Below are 17,482 nucleotides of genomic sequence, written 5' to 3'. Positions count from 1 at the left end.
TTCCCTCTTATTGTTCCACCTCTTCATCATTCCAGACAAATAAAGCTCCGATTGCATTGAGGATATAAAAGATGTATTTTCCGATATTGGCAAAATTTCCTTGAATGCCAGCCTTTGTCAGCTGAACGAAATTGTAAATCAACCAAAAGCCCCACTGAGTTGTTAGTTTCAATGCGTTAAAAGCATTGGCAATGAGGGACAGTGCAAAGGCAATAGTTGTTACGTAGGCAAGGAGATTCATCTTTCCTCCATAGCCGATATAGTTTGTCACAAAGGCAAAGAGGAAGGCGATGATGGAAATGATGATGGCTGCCAATTTCACCTGTTTTTGGCTCATTTGGTTGGGTCTGCCTTCTTGTGAAGCTTCCCATTTTTTAATCGCAAAGGTATAAATGAGGAAGGTGACGGGATAGGTAATGATGGCCGCCTTATTTCCAAGGATATAATCAATAGCACCGGACAAAATGGTATTAACAATACCAAAGTAGTTTCCCCATTTGCTTAATTTCCCCGTGAAACGAGTGGACAACATGGAAATCCCAACGTTGGTTACGGAAATCAATCCAAAGGGAACAAGAGCTGTCCATGGGCCCCAGTCTACAAATTTATCGAGGCGTGAGTTGAGGTAACCAGATGCAATCGCAATCCCAACGACCAAAGCAACCCCGAAGAGGTCAAACCATTTGGATGTCGCAAAAATTTTTAGTGATTTCTTCATATGTTAAACTATCTTTCTTGTTTTTTACAAACATTCTACAACTAAATGAAAGTAAAATCAAATGATAGAAATAAAACCCTGAAAATTTGATTTTCAGGGTTGGTAGGGGACTTGAGAAATTAGTTGATTTTCTCGACATAGAGTTGTTTTGCAATGTCTATACTTACTTGTAAGTCCTCGTCTTTACTAAGGATAGTGAAGGTATTGCTGAAGCCATCAAACTGCTTGACTTGGAGCGAATCACCGATGTGAAGTGAGTGCTTGTCCAGATAATGGAGAATGTCAAAACTATCGTGCACCCGAGTTAGACGGTAGGATCCACTCTCTTTGATATCAGCTAGTGGTAGGTTATTGATTTCAACTAAGAGTTCTCCCTTGGCAGGAATAGTTCCTCCGTGAGGGCAGGTCTTGGGGAATCCAAGTAATTTTTCTAGTCTCTCCACGAATAGCTCAGAGACAGTATGTTCCAATACCTCAGCTTCTTCATGAATCTGGTCACTCGTATAGTCTAAATGATGGACTAGAAAAACTTCAATCAAGCGGTGCTTACGATAGAGCTCAGAGACCAATTTGAGGCCGAGGTCAGTCAGTAGATAGCCACATTCCTTGTCCTTTAGGATGAGATTTTCACTTTTCATCCGTTTAATCATTTCAGTTACGGCAGGGGGAGAGACTTGCATACGGGCAGCAATTTCCTTGTTGGTAATTTTATGCAGGTCTATGCCGATTTCATAAATACATTTTAGATAATCTTCTTTATTCGGGGTCATTCGCTTCCTCTTGTCTAATATCTTTATCTAGTATATCAAAAAAAGCTAGATTTCTCTAGCTGTGACTTTTTATGTTATACTTATTGCAAGAGAAAAAACGAGGAGATGGATATGACAAAAATAGCTCTTCTTTCAGATATTCATGGAAATACCACTGCCTTGGAGGCTGTTTTGGCAGATGCTCGGCAGCTAGGAGTGGATGAATACTGGCTTTTGGGAGACATTCTCATGCCAGGGACAGGGCGTAGAAGGATTTTGGACTTGTTGGCTGAACTACCGATTACGGCTAGGGTTTTGGGAAATTGGGAAGATAGTCTGTGGCATGGTGTCCGCAAGGAATTGGATAGCACTCGTCCTAGTCAACGCTATCTCTTGCGCCAGTGCCAGTATGTTTTAGAGGAAATTTCCCTAGAAGAAATCGAAATGCTCCACAATCAACCTCTACAGATTCATCGTCAGTTTGGGGATTTGACGGTAGGAATTAGCCACCATCTTCCTGATAAGAACTGGGGGAGAGAGTTGATTCATACTGGAGCGCAAGAGGATTTTGACCGCTTGGTGACCAACCCGCCTTGTGATATTGCTGTTTATGGTCATATTCACCAGCAGTTGCTTCGTTATGGGACTGGTGGTCAATTGATTGTCAATCCAGGTTCGATTGGGCAGCCTTTCTTTCTAGATGCCCAGTTACGGAAGGACTTACGGGCCCAGTATATGATTTTAGAGTTTGATGACAAGGGCTTGGTAGATATGGACTTCCGACGGGTAGACTACGATGTGGCAGCTGAATTGCAGTTGGCTAAAGACCTCAAACTTCCCTATTTTGAGGTTTACTATGAAAGTCTGGTCAATGGTATCCACCATACTCATCATCAGGAATTTCTGAGAGAATTAGCCCAGAAAGAGGGCTATGATAGGGAATTAGATGCTTGGTTGAAAAGTGGTAATGATTGACATTACAACTAAAAAGGGTATAATAATAGAAAAAGAAGAGTAGAGGCAGGGTAGCCTCGTAAAAAGGAGAAGAGGATGCAAATTCCAAGTAGATTTACCATTGCGACTCATATGCTGATAATTATTGCCCTCGAGGGGAAGGAAAGCAAGGTGACCAGTGATTTTCTGGCTGCTAGTGTCGGGGTCAATCCTGTCATTATCAGAAAGACCTTGTCCCAGTTGAAGAAGGCTGAACTGATTTCAGTAGCGCGCGGAACAGGGGGAACAGAGATTGTTAAGGATCTCAAAGACATTAGTCTTTTAGATGTTTATCAAGCGGTCGAATGTCTTGGTAAGACAGGCCAACTCTTCAGTTTCCATGACAATCCAAATCCAAATTGCCCAGTTGGAGCTCATATTCATGATGTTTTGGATCAAAAATTGGAGAGAATTCAGCTGGCTATGGAGACTGAACTTGGTCAGACCAACCTAGAACAAGTCGTGGCCGATGCAGAAAGTCAGATGAAGGAGTAAGAGGGATAGATGCCCTCTTTTTCTCTTTAGATAATTATGATAAAATGTAGTTATTAAAGGAGGAAGAAATGTATCTCGTTATAGGAATTGTATTAGCCTTTATAGTGTCATTTTGGAAGGATAATAGAAGTTTGTGGAATCCAGTATTATTCTTATTATCCCTCATTTCCAGTTATTTTTATCTAGGCTACCTTTTTTATCAAAATGGGTATGAGAAGATTCATTTCGCTTTTTTTATATTTCCCTTTATTTTACTTCCTTTTTTGCTTTTTCTAAGTGGCATCTTTCTAATCTATAATGGGGTCATTTTGTTGAAGCGAGAGGGACGTTCAAAGGCTAATTATCTCTCCATGCTCCTTGGAATAGTCATTTTGCTATTTTTTGCTTTGATGTCATTTCGATTGGGAGGACGACATGAATTATTTTACACCAATCACTTTCTAAATATTTTATTTGCATTTATTGCTTATTCTTACTTTATTTTTGGTTTTGCTTTTGTGGCTTTTATTCTGTACTCTATCTTGTATCTCTTTATTCCTAAGAAGAAGCATTATGATTTTATTATCATTCATGGTGCAGGTTTGTTAGACGGAGAAAAGGTAACACCTTTGCTGAAGAGGAGAATTGATAAGGCAGTGGAAGCTTATCACAAGTCTAAAAATTCTAACATAAAAATTATTGCCAGTGGCGGACAAGGAGGAGATGAGAAGATTTCTGAAGCGCAGGCCATTACAAACTATCTTCTTAAAGAGACAGATGTTCCCCAAGATGCGATTATTCTGGAAGATCAATCAAGGACTACCTACGAGAACCTTCTCTTTTCTAAGGAACTTGGTGAGAAACTGGTAGCCAAACCTCAATTTCTCTTTGTAACAAATGATTATCATGTCTTTAGAACTAGTACTTATGCTCGTAAGTTAAAAATGAAGGGAGATGGCCTCGGATGTAGGACGGCAGGCTACTATATACCATCTGCTTTTATTCGGGAGTACGTAGCGCTCTGTGTCAAAATGAAATGGCTCTTCCTTGCCTTTTATGTCCCGCTGTTAATTATCATTTTGGTAGCCTATAAAGGGGTTATTTGGTAGTTAGATTTTATTTAAAAAGACTTAGAATACACATGAAAGTATGTATTCTAGGTCTTTTGTTTTATGTGACTATTAGTCCGTCTCGCTCCGTTAGGTGCGAGACAAAACAACCACCCGCTATGCGGGTGCGCGTCGAAGGTTATACCAAAAAAACTCCGAACGCGATACAATAAAGGTGTTCAAGCCAATTGTAAAGCGAAAGGAGAAAAATATGGCACAAAAGGCTCATAGTTTATCGCACACAAAGTGGCACTGTAAGTATCACATTGTGTTCACCCCTAAGTATAGACGAAAAGTCATCTATAATCAATATCGAAGTAGTTTAGGCGAAATATTTCATCGCTTGTGTAGTTATAAAGGAGTTGAAATTATCGAGGGTCACTTAATGCCAGACCATGTACACATGTTAGTCAGTATTCCACCAAGGACAAGTGTTTCGAGTTTCATGGGTTATTTAAAAGGAAAAAGTGCACTCATGATGTTTGACAAACACGCCAATCTCAAGTACAAGTTTGGAAATCGGCATTTGTGGGCGGAAGGTTATTATGTGAGTACAGTAGGGCTTAATGAAGCCACAATTAAGAAATATATTCAAGAACAGGAAAAGCATGATATAGCACTAGATAAATTAAGTGTAAAAGAATATGAGGATCCCTTTAGGGATAGTGGTAAGTAATACTAAAGCCTCTTTGAGAGGCAAGTGACGAGTCAAGAGCAATAAGGCTTGAACAAAGTGAAAGCCAGCGTCTTTAGGCGCTGGCTGGTAATTTGGGCTTATAGCCCTGGGACAAACCACCCGTTTGACGGGTGGTCATGATTATATACATTTGATTTTTGAAAGCTACTATCTATTTTTCCAGGCCTGGTAACGGGTATCAATCAATAACTGGGTGAGGCGTCCCATGGTTTCCCTTTCTTCTGGAGTGAGAGATTGAGCTTGGACAAAGAGATGACGAATGTGTTCGATAGCCTTTAAGGAAGACAAGTCATTGATAGATGTAATACCAGAATCAAGAATGGTGCCAAAGAAGAGGTCGAAGTAGAGCTGAAGTTCTTCGTCAGGGACTGTCGCTACCCATTCTTTGAAGGTTGTGTTTACTTGTTGACTATCGCTGTTGGTCTTATCCAGTTGGACGAAGTGTCTATCCTCAATCTGCCAACTAAAGGTATCGTGCTGGGCGATGCCACCTAAGGCAGTACTCTGAACGATGATTTGGTGGGCAGGAATTTCCAGCATCCTACCGATGATGGAACCTTGTGGAATGAAGACCTTGGTTCTATCCATTATTCTTTGATAACCTTCGGTCTGTGTCAATTCTTGATGGAGACCAGGCGCATCAAATGTATAGACTTCGGTAATCTGATTTTGCAAGCTTTGCTCAATTTGACTAGCCGCATAGATAGCTAGATTTCCTCCCTTGGAATGCCCAGCTAGAATGACTTTTTTCCTAGGATGGTGGACAAAAAAGTTTTCTAAATAGCATAGGGCGTGCTTTTGAGAAGGAATTTCCTTCATATAGGTCATGTGGAAATCTTCCTTCCAGCCAATGATACTGTCATCAGTCCCACGAAAGACAATCAGATAGGTATCGAGATTGAGGCGGTAGGTCATAGCCGCAAATTGTTTTTGCAGCTCAGGGTCGATGTCATTAATAAAATGGGAGAGTTTGCAATTTTTGAAGCGTTTGTGTTGAGCTAGTTCATCTAATAGCTGGAGGCGATTTTTGCTGGTCAACATGTTAGATTCTCTTGGAACCTGAGGTGCCAGGTCTAAAAGTCGCATAGGAGTTGTGGAGACCAGATTATCAAAGGAGAGGTAGGTGGTTTCTGTTAAGGTTAGAATGTCTAATTCATTTAAAGGAAGGTCGTAAAAGGAATCGTGTGCGACATCTTTCAGATAGTCAAAAATATTGGTCATAAGAACTCCTTTCTTTTTATTTATCTTATCAAATTTCTCTCAAATTAGCTAGTAGCATTGCCTGTTTTTACTGGCTAAAACAAGCTATTTCAAATTCAGTTTCAGACCTTCTAGCATGGAAAAATCTGTTATAATAATAGAAAAGGAGAAGCGCATGCACAAGATTTTATTAGTAGAAGATGATCAGGTTATTCGTCAACAGGTCGGGAAAATGCTCTCTGAATGGGGATTTGAAGTGGTTCTGGTAGAAGACTTTATGGAAGTTTTGAGTCTTTTTGTCCAGTCGGAGCCTCATCTGGTCCTCATGGATATTGGGCTGCCTTTGTTTAATGGCTATCACTGGTGTCAGGAGATTCGCAAGATTTCCAAGGTTCCCATCATGTTTCTGTCTTCGAGAGACCAGGCTATGGATATTGTCATGGCAATCAATATGGGCGCGGATGACTTTGTGACCAAGCCTTTTGACCAGCAGGTTCTTTTAGCCAAAGTTCAGGGCTTGTTGCGTCGTTCCTATGAGTTTGGGCGTGACGAGAGTTTACTGGAATATGCTGGTGTTATCCTCAATACCAAATCAATGGATTTACATTATCAAGGGCAAGTCTTGAATTTGACCAAGAACGAATTCCAGATTTTACGAGTTTTGTTTGAACACGCAGGAAATATTGTAGCGCGTGACGACCTCATGCGGGAACTTTGGAACAGTGACTTTTTTATTGATGATAATACGCTCTCTGTTAATGTGGCTCGATTGCGTAAAAAGTTGGAAGAGCAGGGCTTGGTAGGATTTATCGAGACCAAGAAAGGGATAGGGTACGGACTGAAGCATGCTTGATTGGAAACAATTTTTTTTAGCCTATCTGCGTTCCCGTAGTCGTCTGTTTGTCTATCTGATTTCTTTGACGTTTCTGGTCTTACTCTTTCAGTTTTTATTTGCCAGTTTAGGAATTTACTTTCTCTATTTTTTTCTCTTGTGTTGCTTTGTAACCATCTTATTTTTCGCTTGGGACATATTGGTTGAAATGCAGGTCTATCGCCAGGAACTTCTCTATGGGGATAGGGAAGCCAAATCTCCATTGGAAATAGCCTTGGCTGAAAAATTAGAAGCGCGTGAGATGGAACTCTATCAACAGAGGTCAGATTCAGAAAGAAAACTGACGGATTTGCTGGATTACTATACCTTGTGGGTCCATCAGATAAAGACCCCCATTGCAGCCAGTCAACTCTTAGTTGCAGAAGTAGCTGACCGCCAATTAAAGCAGCAATTAGAACAGGAAATTTTCAAGATTGACTCCTATACCAATCTAGTTTTACAGTACCTACGTTTAGAAAGTTTTCATGATGATTTGGTCTTAAAGCAGGTTCAAATTGAGGACTTGGTCAAGGAAATAATTCGTAAATATGCTCTTTTCTTTATTCAAAAAGGCTTAAATGTCAATCTACATGACCTTGATAAAGAAATCGTGACGGATAAGAAGTGGCTACTAGTGGTCATTGAACAAATTATCTCAAATAGTCTCAAGTACACCAAGGAAGGTGGTCTGGAGATTTATATGGAAGGCCAGGAACTCTGTATCAAGGATACGGGAATCGGGATAAAAAACAGTGATGTCCTCCGAGTCTTTGAACGTGGATTTTCAGGCTACAATGGACGCCTAACTCAGCAGTCATCTGGACTTGGACTTTACCTATCTAAGAAAATTTCTGAAGAACTGGGGCACCAGATTCGTATCGAGTCTGAGGTCGGTACAGGAACGACAGTGCGGATTCAGTTTGCTCAAGTGAACTTAGTCCTTGAGTGAGAAGAGACAATGAGTTTTTACCCAATCTCTTTTTGCTATATTTCAGGATATTTGAAGACTGTTTTTTACAAAATCAATAATAGAATTTTTAATACGGAATATAGTATAAATACTGGTTCAAAGTGAAGTTTTGTATGCTTTATACTTTTGTTGAGTATAAAATCTATAAACTAAGGGTGAATTACAAAAATTAATTTGAGATGAAGTGAATTGTAGACTTGGGAAATGTCTCCTATTCGATTTCAGAATGAATCGTTGATACAGGATTAAAAGAACTGCAGCTTTCTTTTTATTTTGAATGATAGTAAAAACTGCAGTACTTGTGTGATTTACAATTATTGCACTCAATGTCCGAGTATCGCACTATCTGAAATAGGGAATAGTAGAGATTGTTCTGCGATATGTAAAAAAACGCATTAGTAAGGAGTATCGTATATGCTACCATATCTTAAAACTATTAGATGGTATCTCTTCTTTAATTTTCTTTTTGGTGTAGTATCGAATATCTGCACAGCTTTGTTACCGTATTTCACGCAGGCATTAATCAAAGGGGATTATCAAGTAGCTCTATATGGTTACTCTATGTCAGTGGCTGGCTATTTGAGTTGTAACTATATCCAAATGATACTTGATTGGAAGCAGGGGATTATCTTTTCGACTACTTTGAAAAATGAGTGGTTTCGTTCACTTCTGGGACTCAGTCACCACGATTTCAAGCAGAAAACAGTAGCAGAGTATATTTCCTATCAATCTAATGACCTAGATTCGTTGGAAAAGGATTACCTTCCTCCATTGATGAGTTTTATCAAACAAATTTTACGTATCATCATTTACGCTTTCATTATTAGCAGAACAATTAATCCTATTGTATCATTGATTTTAATCTTTTCTACTGGAATTAGTATTCAAATTCCTAAAATCGTTGGGAAGTTGACCGCTAATCGTAGACAGGTTTACTTGAAAAAACAAGGAGATTACTATCGAACTTTGGAGGATTTGCTCATGGGACATCATTTGGTAAATAAACTAACTATGTCGCATTTTTTGAATCAACAAAAGAGTTCTCTAAAGAAGTTGCAGGATAAGTATTTTAAGTATGGTTTGACAAAAATTACAGGCATCTTATTGACAGGTGTTTCTTTTGAATTCATTAGTCTTGTTCTGTTTATTTAGCCTACTCTCTATCTCACCAGCAACTCGGTATTCCTGAGGTGGTGGCGAGTTTTGGATATATTAATGCTTTTTCTGAACCAATACAGGAAATCCTTTATGATTTACAAATGTTAGAGTCCGTAAAGCCTGTAATCAAGAGTTTTCAAAACATTGTTGGGAGACCCGTTTCAGTTCAAGCACCTCAACATTCTTTTGATACGATTACTTTGAAAAACATTTCCAAACAACTGGGAGAATCAAAATTGATAATTACTTCCGCTACGATTCAAAAAGGGGATAAAATTGCGCTTATTGGTAAGAATGGGTCTGGAAAAAGTAGTCTTCTCAACATTTTAAATGGAACAGATGAAGATTTTGAAGGACAAATTGTGCTAGATGGGCTTGTTTTGGACCATCTTTGGGGAAGATTCGGTATGATTCTGCAACAAGAACATACATTTATTTCGAGTTATGAAAATAATGTAACGCTATTCAATAGTTTCAATGAAAAATTCAGAGAAGAAGATTTTGAAAAAATTCCACCACAATCCCTGTCAGGTGGTCAGCAACAACGAATGTATTTAAATCGTGAGAAAAATCGTAAAAATCCATTGCTTATCCTAGACGAACCTTTCTCTGCCTTGGATACTAATCAGTTTAAAATGGAATTGGAAAGAGTTCTGGAACTACCAAGTGCCGTCATTGTTACTTTACATCGCCAAAACGAATTATTAAGTAAGTTTGACCAAGTTTGGGAAATTAAGAATGGAGAACTTGTAATTTTGAAATAGCTAAATTATAGAGAATAAAACGCATAGTATCAAGGTTCTTCTGATATCGTTTTTCTTCTTCGGATAAGGATACAAAAATTTCTTCCTTTCTCTATCTTTTAAATTAATTGATTTCTTCAGAGAAAGACTGTAAAATTTTTGATATAATGTTAAGAAGGGACTGATTCAAGACAGTCATATCTGGTCTTTCTTCCAGTCATTTTTCAAACAATATCAGTTGATAATCAGCTTAAATCAGATCTATCAGTTTGTCTATCTTTCTCTGATGGAGATCATGTCCTATCTTCACTTTGATTATTGGAAAAAACGGCTCGGTCAGGAGCTAGTATGAATAAGGAGAACAAATGAGACGTTTAAAAATGTTATGGCATATTATACAGGTTACGGGTTTTACTCGGTTTGCTCTGAGTTTTGTGACCTTTGTTTTTGGGTCAGGAGGCGTGCTTTTCCTAGTTGAACCTGCTATCACAAATTACGGAGACGGTCTTTGGTATGCTTTTGTGACTTCGACGACTGTCGGCTACGGGGATCTCCTAGCTGTGACCTTGATTGGAAGGATTACCAGTGTCTTCTTGACGATTTATGGGCTCATATTTTTTGGCTGTTTATCAGCTGTTATTATTAATTATTATACCGATTTAAATAAGGAAAGAGGAGAGGACAAATGACTGCCAATTATTCAACACGGGAATACCGTGAGAAATTATACGATGACCTTCATGTTCGATTGAGAGATACAGTGATTTTGATGTGTGCGATTTTTATTGCCTCTATCGGCCTAAATATGAATTCAACAGCTGTCATTATTGGAGCCATGCTGATTTCCCCTCTTATGACACCGATTGTTGGACTGGGGTTTGGTTTAGCTATTTTTGATACGCGTTTAATCAAGCAATCTCTGGAGGTTTTATTTACCCAAGTATTGGTCAGCTTGCTTGTCTCGACTCTGTATTTCTGGATTTCTCCCTTATCTTATGCAAGTAGCGAATTGATTGCACGAACCTCTCCAACCATTTGGGATGTTCTCATTGCTATTGCTGGTGGGATAGCAGGTGTAATTGGTTCAAGGAAAAAAGAAGCAAACAATATCGTGCCAGGAGTAGCCATTGCAACAGCTCTGATGCCACCTATCTGTACTGCAGGTTACGGTTTAGCTAATGGAAATGTACGATTTTTATTTGGAGCTCTCTATCTTTTCTTGATCAACTGTGTCTTTATCATGCTAACCAATATTGTTGGAACAAGAATTTTGATGAGAAAATCTCCCTTAAGTTCATTTAAAGAGCTAAACATTAAAATGAGAATTGGGTTGATATCCTTGATTGTATTATTGATTCTTCCAGCCAGCTATTCAGCAGTCACTCTGACGATAGATCAAGCGCGAAAAGAAGGAATCAAACAGTTTGTAGGAAAAGAGTTCGCCAATCACACGGTCATTAATCAAGTCTACAAGTCAAGGAATAATGAATTGGTCTTGACGGTTGTTGGAGATCCGATTTCAGAAGAAGAATTAGAAACGCTCCACCAAAAACAAGCCTCTTACGGTATTCAATCTGTTCAATTGAAAGTCAATCAAGTTCATAATTCGACAAAATTAGACAGTGATACGACCAAGGAATTTTATGAAACCATTAACAAGTATATCGATCAAAAACTCTCTGAAAAGGATTCACAAAAAGATCTCGTAAAAGAAAATGAAGCAGACAAGGATTGAGGATATTGATCTTATCTAACTCATGAAAGCAAATCTTGTGTGGTGGTTTGGTCAATCACTACTAGCTCGGATTAAATAATACTCTTCGAAAATCAAATTCAAACCACGTCAGCGTCGCCTTACCGTACTCAAGTACAGCTTGCGGCTAGCTTCCTAGTTTGCTTTTTGATTTTCATTGAGTAAAAATATAAAAAGCAACAGCTGTTTCAGTTGTTGCTTTTTAGCTAGCTAGGATTTTATCTCTTATTTCTCAACGCGTGATTTGTTGGCGATATCAGCTAGGATAGCTTGAACAAAATCATCTACTGAGACAGTTTGTGTTTCTTTTTGGCCATAGCGACGAACGTTGACTGTTCCGTCTTCCATTTCCTTGTCTCCAACGATTAATTGGTAAGGAATCTTGCTTGTTTGTGAAGCACGGATCTTGAACTGCATTTTTTCATTGCGTTCATCTACGTCTGCACGAACACCACGGTCACGGAGTTTTTTAGCTACTTCCCATGCGTAGTCCACGTGTTTTTCGTTAGATACTGGGATGAGGGTTACTTGGTGTGGTGCAAGCCATGTTGGGAAGGCACCCTTGTAGTTCTCAATCAAGATAGCTGTGAAGCGTTCCATAGTTGAGATAACTCCACGGTGGATCATAACTGGACGGTGCTCTTCGCCATCAGCTCCGATGTATTTAAGGTCGAAGCGTTCTGGAAGCAAGAAGTCAAGTTGGATAGTAGAAAGAGTTTCTTCTTTTCCAAGGGCTGTCTTAACTTGAATATCCAATTTTGGTCCGTAGAAGGCTGCTTCACCTTCGGCTTCAAAGTAGTCCACACGCATTTCATCAAGGGCTGCACGAAGCATGGTTTGGGCATTTTCCCACATCTCATCGTTGTCAAAGTACTTGTGAGTATCTTGAGGGTCGCGAAGAGAGAGACGGAAGCGGTACTCATTCAAGTTGAAGTCTCCGTAAACATCGATAATCAACTGAAGGGCGCGCTGGAATTCTTCTTGGATTTGTTCTGGAGTAACGAAGAGGTGACCGTCGTTGAGTGACATTTCACGTACACGTTGAAGACCAGTGAGGGCACCAGATTTTTCATAACGGTGCATCATACCGATTTCGGCGATACGGATTGGCAATTCACGGTATGAGTGAACATGGTGTTTGAAGACTTGGATGTGGTGCGGACAGTTCATTGGACGAAGGACAAATTCTTCCCCGTCACCCATGTCCATAGTTGGGAACATGTCTTCTTGGTAATGATCCCAGTGACCAGAAGTCTTGTAAAGTTCAACAGAAGCAAGTGGTGGAGTGTAGACGTGTTGGTAGCCTGAAGCTAGCTCTTTGTCAACGATGTAGCGTTCCAACTCACGACGAATAGTCGCACCATTTGGCAACCAGAATGGCAAACCTTGTCCCACTTCTTGTGAAATCATAAAGAGGTCAAGCTCTTTACCAAGTTTACGGTGGTCACGTTCCTTAGCTTCTTCGCGCATTTGAAGGTAGTTTTTCAAGTCTTTCTTGTCAAACCAAGCTGTACCATAGATACGTTGCATCATAGCGTTGTCGCTATTTCCACGCCAGTAAGCACCTGCTACATGGAGAAGGTGGAAGATTTGGATGCGGCCTGTTGATGGGACGTGAGGGCCACGGCAGAGGTCTACATACTCACCTTGACGATAGATAGTCAAACCACCTTCGTCTTCAGAGTGTTCTTCAATCAATTCTAATTTGTAAGGGTCGTTCTTGAAGATTTCACGTGCCTCGTCTTTAGTAACTTCTTCACGGATTGATGGGAAGTTTTCTTTGACAATTTTTTGCATTTCTTCTTCGATACGAGGAAGGTCTTCGTTAGAGATTTGACCAGCTGTGTTGTCAGTATCGTAGTAGAAGCCGTCTTCGATGGCTGGACCAACTCCCAAGTGAATGTCTGGGAAAAGACGACGAGCTGCTTGGGCGAACAAGTGAGCAGCTGAGTGACGCAAGATTGGAAGGGCATCTTCGTGATCAGGTGTCACAATTTCGATACTTCCATCTTCAGTGATAGCACGAGTAGTGTCGATGAGTTTGCCGTTGAATTTACCAGCCAAGGCTTTTTTAGCTAGGGAATTGCTGATAGATTGGGCAATTTCAAAAGTAGTAACGCCAGATTCGAATTCACGAACAGCGCCATCTGGGAAAGTAATGTTAATCATGATGTTCTCCTTACTTATATTATTGACGAATGTGTTAAGCCCTATTTGGAAAACAGGGATAGAGGATTGTGAAAGCTAGAAAAACAAAAAGCGACATCCTCGAAAGGACGTCGCAACGTGGTTCCACCTTCATTTATGTTCCTCAAAAAAGAGGGACACCTCTGATTGGCTCTAACGTGGCCACCGTTTTATGTTTTCATAAAAAATCACGAGTAGTATCAGTTTAGGCTTTCTATGCGTTTCCAGCAACCACGCACTCTCTAGTAGAAAGGGACTAAGTGACTTGTCTCTATGGATTATTATAGCATGATTGTGAGATTTTTCAAGGATTTTGTGAAAGTTTTTTGTTTTTCATTTTTGTAGAATATGCTTGATGCCAATACCGGAAGCCATGTCCACCAGAGCCAAGGTTTCATAGATTAGCAAGTAAATTAGTATAAACTCACCAAAGGTTATGATAGTAAAGCAAAAGAGCAGTCCGTTACCAATTAACCACCAAAGTGAGAAACGGAAACGGTAGCTATAAAGTAGCGATACAATCAAGATTACCAGAGGTGTAAAGAAGAGAATATTATTTACGTAGAGACTCTTGAGAAAAAGGGGGTCAGAAATGATTAGTGATAACAACTCATAAAGTGGCCAGTAAAAGAAAAAAGATGACCAAATAATAGGGGAGATGGGAATAGAATCTAGGCATGATAATCACCTCGTTTTAAAAAACAGACAACTTAGATTTCTTGCTATGATTATTATAGCATGTTTAAAACAAGAAAGTAAATCTGTTGACAAAGATGTTAGTTATTGGTAGAATAGGGATTGTCGTAAAGACAAATAACTTCTTCTTGGTTACAGGCATGCCAACCTGTCACTCGGATGAAGCCAAATAAAAAGGAGAAACATCATGGCAATCTCAAAAGAGAAAAAAAATGAAATCATCGCACAATATGCACGTCACGAAGGTGATACAGGTTCAGTAGAGGTTCAAGTTGCTGTCCTTACTTGGGAAATCAACCACCTTAACGAACACATCAAACAACACAAAAAAGACCACGCTACTTACCGTGGATTGATGAAAAAAATTGGTCGCCGTCGTAACTTGCTTGCATACTTGCGTAAAAACGACGTTAACCGTTACCGTGAGTTGATCAACTCTCTAGGACTTCGTCGTTAATCTTGCGTCTAAACCGTTTCTATACTTCGTTGGCTTCGGCTCGATGTACCATTAGTACAACCTTCGCCTCGTCGCCTAGTCTATAAACGGTTTATCCAGCAAGACTGGAGCTCTCTGACTTCAGAGGGCTTTTTTATGTTATCAACTTACCTTGGTATACTCAAGTATTATCTTTGGTTACGGTTCCTAGCACTGTAAGGTAAAATAAACCAGATATTCTCCCTTCGGGGAGATATTTTTGTTTCACTAAAGTTTTTTGTACAATCTTCGCCTAGTCTATAAACGGTTTATCCAGCAAGAATCATGATGCTAAGGGCGTAAGAAATCCGTATGAAAATAGGGAAACGACACCGTGTTCGATGAACACAAGGAGTTCCATCTTTTTCACTAGGATTTTAGCCTGAGCTCAAATCAGCTCTCTGATTTTCAGAGGGCTTTTTTATTGAGGTTTTATCGGTCACAATTTTGGAGACTACAAAAACCTCAAATGGTATCAGCTAATTACACCATAAGGGTGCGTAGCTACTCGGCTTGAAATGCCGAGTAGCTGTCTGCAAGCTCCTTCGGAGAGCCCACACTTTACGAAGTAAAGTATAGTATGTTATACTTTACATGAAAGTAGTCACCGAATTCCAGTTAGAAATTACTTTGTAACTACGTTTTGAGGAGGAGTAAAATGCTTTCCTATGTTCGACATTACCCACTAGCGATAGCTAAATTAATGTGTCTGTGCTCTCCTAAAATCTGCTGATTTATTACTGACTAATACAGGAGGTTTTTTATGGGACAGACAATCATATCTGCTATTGGTGTTTATATTTCCACCAGTATCGATTATTTAATTATTTTATTTATTTTATTTGCACAGCTATCACAGAATAAACAAAAATGGCATATTTATGCGGGGCAATATCTAGGCACAGGCTTACTTGTAGGGGCGAGTTTAGTTGCTGCTTATGTCGTTAATTTCGTGCCTGAAGAATGGATGGTTGGATTGCTTGGTTTAATCCCTATCTATTTAGGGATTCGCTTTGCAATTGTTGGAGAAGGTGAGGAAGAAGAGGAAGAAGAGGAAGAAATTATTGAAAGATTAGAACAAAGCAAGGCAAATCAACTGTTTTGGACAGTTACATTGCTGACAATTGCGTCTGGCGGAGATAATTTAGGTATCTATATACCTTATTTTGCTTCGTTAGATTGGTCACAGACCCTCGTGGCCTTGCTTGTGTTTGTAATCGGCATAATTATCTTATGCGAGATTAGTCGGGTGTTATCCTCTATTCCGTTAATATTCGAGACAATTGAAAAATACGAGCGAATCATTGTACCCTTAGTATTCATTCTACTTGGACTATACATCATGTATGAAAATGGCACGATAGAGACTTTTCTGATCGTGTAGATTTTTTTGTTTCACTAGGATTTTAGCCCGGGCTCAAATCAGCTCTCTGATTTTCAGAGGGCTTTTTATGTTGTCACCTTACATCGATATACTCAAGTATTATCTTTGCTTATGCTTCCTAACACTGTATGGAAAAACCAACCATAATTTTTCTGATTTTAATTGTATTTTTTCCATAGCTTGTTACACAGTTGAAAATATGGTATACTTTTCATGAGAATTTTCTAAATTTTTAAGATTCTATCAAAGGAGGTTTGCATGCTTTCCAAATTTTCTGGAAGCCGACAAGACCAGCAATTTGTGTTACTTTTAGGTATTTTGCTAGGTGTTTTAGGGATTTCTCTCTTTCTAGCAGTTTCTATGGGATCTGTTGCGATTGATCTAGGAGCTACCTATCGGATTATTTTGAGCAGGTTGGGATTTCCTCTTGAGATAGGAGAGGTTTCCAAGTCTACTCTTGCCATTGTATGGAACATGAGATTCCCTCGAGTATTGTTAGGTCTGATAGTGGGGGCTGGTCTTTCTATGTGTGGTAGCGTGATGCAGTCTACAGTGAACAATCCCATCGCAGAGCCTTATGTCTTAGGAATATCTGCGGGTGCAACTCTAGGGGCAACCTTGAGCATCATTCTTGGTTTAAAAGTGATGATTAGCCTTGGAGCTTTTCTTGGAGCTATTTTGGCAACAATTGCTGTCCTCATCATTGCCTCTATGCAGGGAAGGATGACGACTTCTAGTCTGATTTTATCAGGAACCGTGGTCAATGCTCTCTTTCTGGCTTTTTCAAACTTTATTATCTCAGTTGGAGCTAATGCGGATAGTGTGATGACCATTAAGTTTTGGACCATGGGCTCGCTCGCTGGGACTTCCTGGGCAGACTTGGTCCTGCCAACTATAGTAGTAGGAATGGCCTTTCTATTTTTCTCTACCCAGTATCGTGTTTTTAATGCGATGATGATGGGAGATGAGGCTGCTTTAACTTTGGGAATTCCCTTACGCTTTTATTGGTATCTTTATGTGACCATGGTGGCTGTGCTGACAGCAGTCTTAGTGGCAACCTGTGGGATTATTGGATTTGTCGGTCTGATTACTCCACATTTAGCTCGAGGGTTAGTAGGAACGAATTATAAGAGGCTTTTTCCTGTTGCAACCTTGCTAGGTGCCCTCTTTGTCATCTGGGCAGACGTACTCTCTCGTATCATCATTCCAAACGCAGAGCTTCCTATTGGTATTTTCACAGCCTTAGTAGGTGCTCCCTTCTTTATCTACATTGTTGGAGGTAGGCGAAGGGAGGTGAGGAGCTGA

The 17,482-nt window shown here is 39.6% G+C and carries 16 protein-coding genes and 1 pseudogene; 12 read left to right on the top strand and 5 right to left on the bottom strand.

What is annotated here, in order from left to right:
- Positions 1-7: 7 nt before the first annotated feature.
- Genes D8848_RS01715 through D8848_RS01705 form a run of 3 tightly spaced genes read right to left on the bottom strand, consistent with a single transcriptional unit; the run spans position 8 to position 1,488 of the window.
- Positions 8-718, bottom strand: coding sequence for a nicotinamide mononucleotide transporter (locus D8848_RS01715; protein ID WP_000749113.1), 711 nt, complete (start codon positions 716-718; stop codon positions 8-10).
- A complete protein-coding gene (locus tag D8848_RS10845; RefSeq protein WP_033688329.1) occupies positions 675-857 on the bottom strand; it encodes a hypothetical protein in 183 nt (60 codons plus the stop codon). The genes D8848_RS01715 and D8848_RS10845 overlap by 44 nt, the downstream gene beginning before the upstream one ends.
- Complete coding sequence (locus D8848_RS01705; RefSeq protein WP_125442925.1) at positions 838-1,488, bottom strand: metal-dependent transcriptional regulator; 651 nt, start codon at positions 1,486-1,488, stop codon at positions 838-840. Before D8848_RS01705 ends, D8848_RS10845 begins: the two co-directional genes overlap by 20 nt.
- Before the next feature lie 111 nt (positions 1,489-1,599).
- On the opposite strand from D8848_RS01705, the gene D8848_RS01700 reads away from it, so the two are divergent.
- From D8848_RS01700 to tnpA, 4 genes are all read left to right on the top strand, one after another.
- Positions 1,600-2,442 carry a metallophosphoesterase family protein gene (locus D8848_RS01700; RefSeq protein WP_185756836.1) on the top strand — a complete coding sequence of 281 codons (843 nt, stop codon included), beginning with the start codon at positions 1,600-1,602 and terminating at the stop codon, positions 2,440-2,442.
- Between the two features lie 75 nt (positions 2,443-2,517).
- Entirely contained in the window at positions 2,518-2,955 is a 438-nt protein-coding gene (locus tag D8848_RS01695; protein ID WP_125442923.1) for an Rrf2 family transcriptional regulator, read from the top strand.
- 68 nt (positions 2,956-3,023) lie between these two features.
- Complete coding sequence (locus D8848_RS01690) at positions 3,024-4,043, top strand: YdcF family protein (RefSeq protein ID WP_125442922.1); 1,020 nt, start codon at positions 3,024-3,026, stop codon at positions 4,041-4,043.
- A gap of 211 nt (positions 4,044-4,254) precedes the next feature.
- Positions 4,255-4,719, top strand: a complete 465-nt coding sequence (gene tnpA, locus D8848_RS01685) for an IS200/IS605 family transposase (protein WP_125442921.1) — start codon at positions 4,255-4,257, stop codon at positions 4,717-4,719.
- Between the two features lie 168 nt (positions 4,720-4,887).
- On the opposite strand, the gene D8848_RS01680 is transcribed toward tnpA, so the two are convergent.
- Positions 4,888-5,961, bottom strand: coding sequence for a DUF2974 domain-containing protein (locus D8848_RS01680; RefSeq protein WP_125442920.1), 1,074 nt, complete (start codon positions 5,959-5,961; stop codon positions 4,888-4,890).
- A gap of 154 nt (positions 5,962-6,115) precedes the next feature.
- Between D8848_RS01680 and D8848_RS01675 the strand changes: the two genes are divergently transcribed.
- The 5 genes and pseudogenes from D8848_RS01675 to D8848_RS01650 all read left to right on the top strand — a co-directional run bounded on the left by D8848_RS01675 (position 6,116) and on the right by D8848_RS01650 (position 11,417).
- Positions 6,116-6,793, top strand: coding sequence for a response regulator transcription factor (locus tag D8848_RS01675; protein ID WP_000548991.1), 678 nt, complete (start codon positions 6,116-6,118; stop codon positions 6,791-6,793).
- Positions 6,786-7,760 carry a sensor histidine kinase gene (locus tag D8848_RS01670; protein ID WP_125442919.1) on the top strand — a complete coding sequence of 325 codons (975 nt, stop codon included), beginning with the start codon at positions 6,786-6,788 and terminating at the stop codon, positions 7,758-7,760. The genes D8848_RS01675 and D8848_RS01670 overlap by 8 nt, the downstream gene beginning before the upstream one ends.
- A 435-nt stretch (positions 7,761-8,195) precedes the next feature.
- Positions 8,196-9,703 (top strand): annotated as a pseudogene (locus tag D8848_RS01660) (ATP-binding cassette domain-containing protein).
- A 344-nt stretch (positions 9,704-10,047) separates the two neighbouring features.
- Positions 10,048-10,371: a potassium channel family protein gene (locus D8848_RS01655; RefSeq protein ID WP_001253404.1), complete on the top strand. Its 324-nt coding sequence runs from the start codon at positions 10,048-10,050 to the stop codon at positions 10,369-10,371.
- Positions 10,368-11,417: a DUF389 domain-containing protein gene (locus D8848_RS01650; RefSeq protein WP_125442918.1), complete on the top strand. Its 1,050-nt coding sequence runs from the start codon at positions 10,368-10,370 to the stop codon at positions 11,415-11,417. Before D8848_RS01655 ends, D8848_RS01650 begins: the two co-directional genes overlap by 4 nt.
- Before the next feature lie 243 nt (positions 11,418-11,660).
- Here D8848_RS01650 and thrS read toward each other — a convergent pair whose 3' ends face one another.
- A complete protein-coding gene (gene thrS / locus D8848_RS01640) occupies positions 11,661-13,604 on the bottom strand; it encodes a threonine--tRNA ligase (protein WP_125442917.1) in 1,944 nt (647 codons plus the stop codon).
- Between the two features lie 901 nt (positions 13,605-14,505).
- Between thrS and rpsO the strand changes: the two genes are divergently transcribed.
- The 3 genes from rpsO to D8848_RS01615 all read left to right on the top strand — a co-directional run bounded on the left by rpsO (position 14,506) and on the right by D8848_RS01615 (position 17,482).
- The gene (rpsO, locus tag D8848_RS01625; RefSeq protein WP_001018251.1) at positions 14,506-14,775 is read left to right on the top strand and encodes a 30S ribosomal protein S15; all 270 of its coding nucleotides are present in this window, start codon (positions 14,506-14,508) and stop codon (positions 14,773-14,775) included.
- A 781-nt stretch (positions 14,776-15,556) separates the two neighbouring features.
- Positions 15,557-16,177 (top strand): CadD family cadmium resistance transporter, encoded by a 621-nt coding sequence (locus tag D8848_RS01620; RefSeq protein WP_045611205.1) that lies wholly within the window; start codon positions 15,557-15,559, stop codon positions 16,175-16,177.
- A 258-nt stretch (positions 16,178-16,435) separates the two neighbouring features.
- The gene (locus D8848_RS01615; protein WP_045611206.1) at positions 16,436-17,482 is read left to right on the top strand and encodes a FecCD family ABC transporter permease; all 1,047 of its coding nucleotides are present in this window, start codon (positions 16,436-16,438) and stop codon (positions 17,480-17,482) included.

This window comes from Streptococcus mitis (assembly GCF_003942775.1).
Lineage (GTDB): Bacteria > Bacillota > Bacilli > Lactobacillales > Streptococcaceae > Streptococcus > Streptococcus mitis_CN.
The sequence above is the reverse complement of the archived record's forward strand: the minus strand, read 5'-3'. Positions and strand labels throughout refer to the sequence as shown.

Coding starts and splice junctions, on each gene's coding strand:
- D8848_RS01715 (WP_000749113.1), bottom strand. CDS start 718: ATGAAGAAATCACTAAAAATTTTTGCGACATCCAAATGGTTTGACCTC.
- D8848_RS10845 (WP_033688329.1), bottom strand. CDS start 857: ATGTCGAGAAAATCAACTAATTTCTCAAGTCCCCTACCAACCCTGAAA.
- D8848_RS01705 (WP_125442925.1), bottom strand. CDS start 1,488: ATGACCCCGAATAAAGAAGATTATCTAAAATGTATTTATGAAATCGGC.
- D8848_RS01700 (WP_185756836.1), top strand. CDS start 1,600: ATGACAAAAATAGCTCTTCTTTCAGATATTCATGGAAATACCACTGCC.
- D8848_RS01695 (WP_125442923.1), top strand. CDS start 2,518: ATGCAAATTCCAAGTAGATTTACCATTGCGACTCATATGCTGATAATT.
- D8848_RS01690 (WP_125442922.1), top strand. CDS start 3,024: ATGTATCTCGTTATAGGAATTGTATTAGCCTTTATAGTGTCATTTTGG.
- tnpA (WP_125442921.1), top strand. CDS start 4,255: ATGGCACAAAAGGCTCATAGTTTATCGCACACAAAGTGGCACTGTAAG.
- D8848_RS01680 (WP_125442920.1), bottom strand. CDS start 5,961: ATGACCAATATTTTTGACTATCTGAAAGATGTCGCACACGATTCCTTT.
- D8848_RS01675 (WP_000548991.1), top strand. CDS start 6,116: ATGCACAAGATTTTATTAGTAGAAGATGATCAGGTTATTCGTCAACAG.
- D8848_RS01670 (WP_125442919.1), top strand. CDS start 6,786: ATGCTTGATTGGAAACAATTTTTTTTAGCCTATCTGCGTTCCCGTAGT.
- D8848_RS01655 (WP_001253404.1), top strand. CDS start 10,048: ATGAGACGTTTAAAAATGTTATGGCATATTATACAGGTTACGGGTTTT.
- D8848_RS01650 (WP_125442918.1), top strand. CDS start 10,368: ATGACTGCCAATTATTCAACACGGGAATACCGTGAGAAATTATACGAT.
- thrS (WP_125442917.1), bottom strand. CDS start 13,604: ATGATTAACATTACTTTCCCAGATGGCGCTGTTCGTGAATTCGAATCT.
- rpsO (WP_001018251.1), top strand. CDS start 14,506: ATGGCAATCTCAAAAGAGAAAAAAAATGAAATCATCGCACAATATGCA.
- D8848_RS01620 (WP_045611205.1), top strand. CDS start 15,557: ATGGGACAGACAATCATATCTGCTATTGGTGTTTATATTTCCACCAGT.
- D8848_RS01615 (WP_045611206.1), top strand. CDS start 16,436: ATGCTTTCCAAATTTTCTGGAAGCCGACAAGACCAGCAATTTGTGTTA.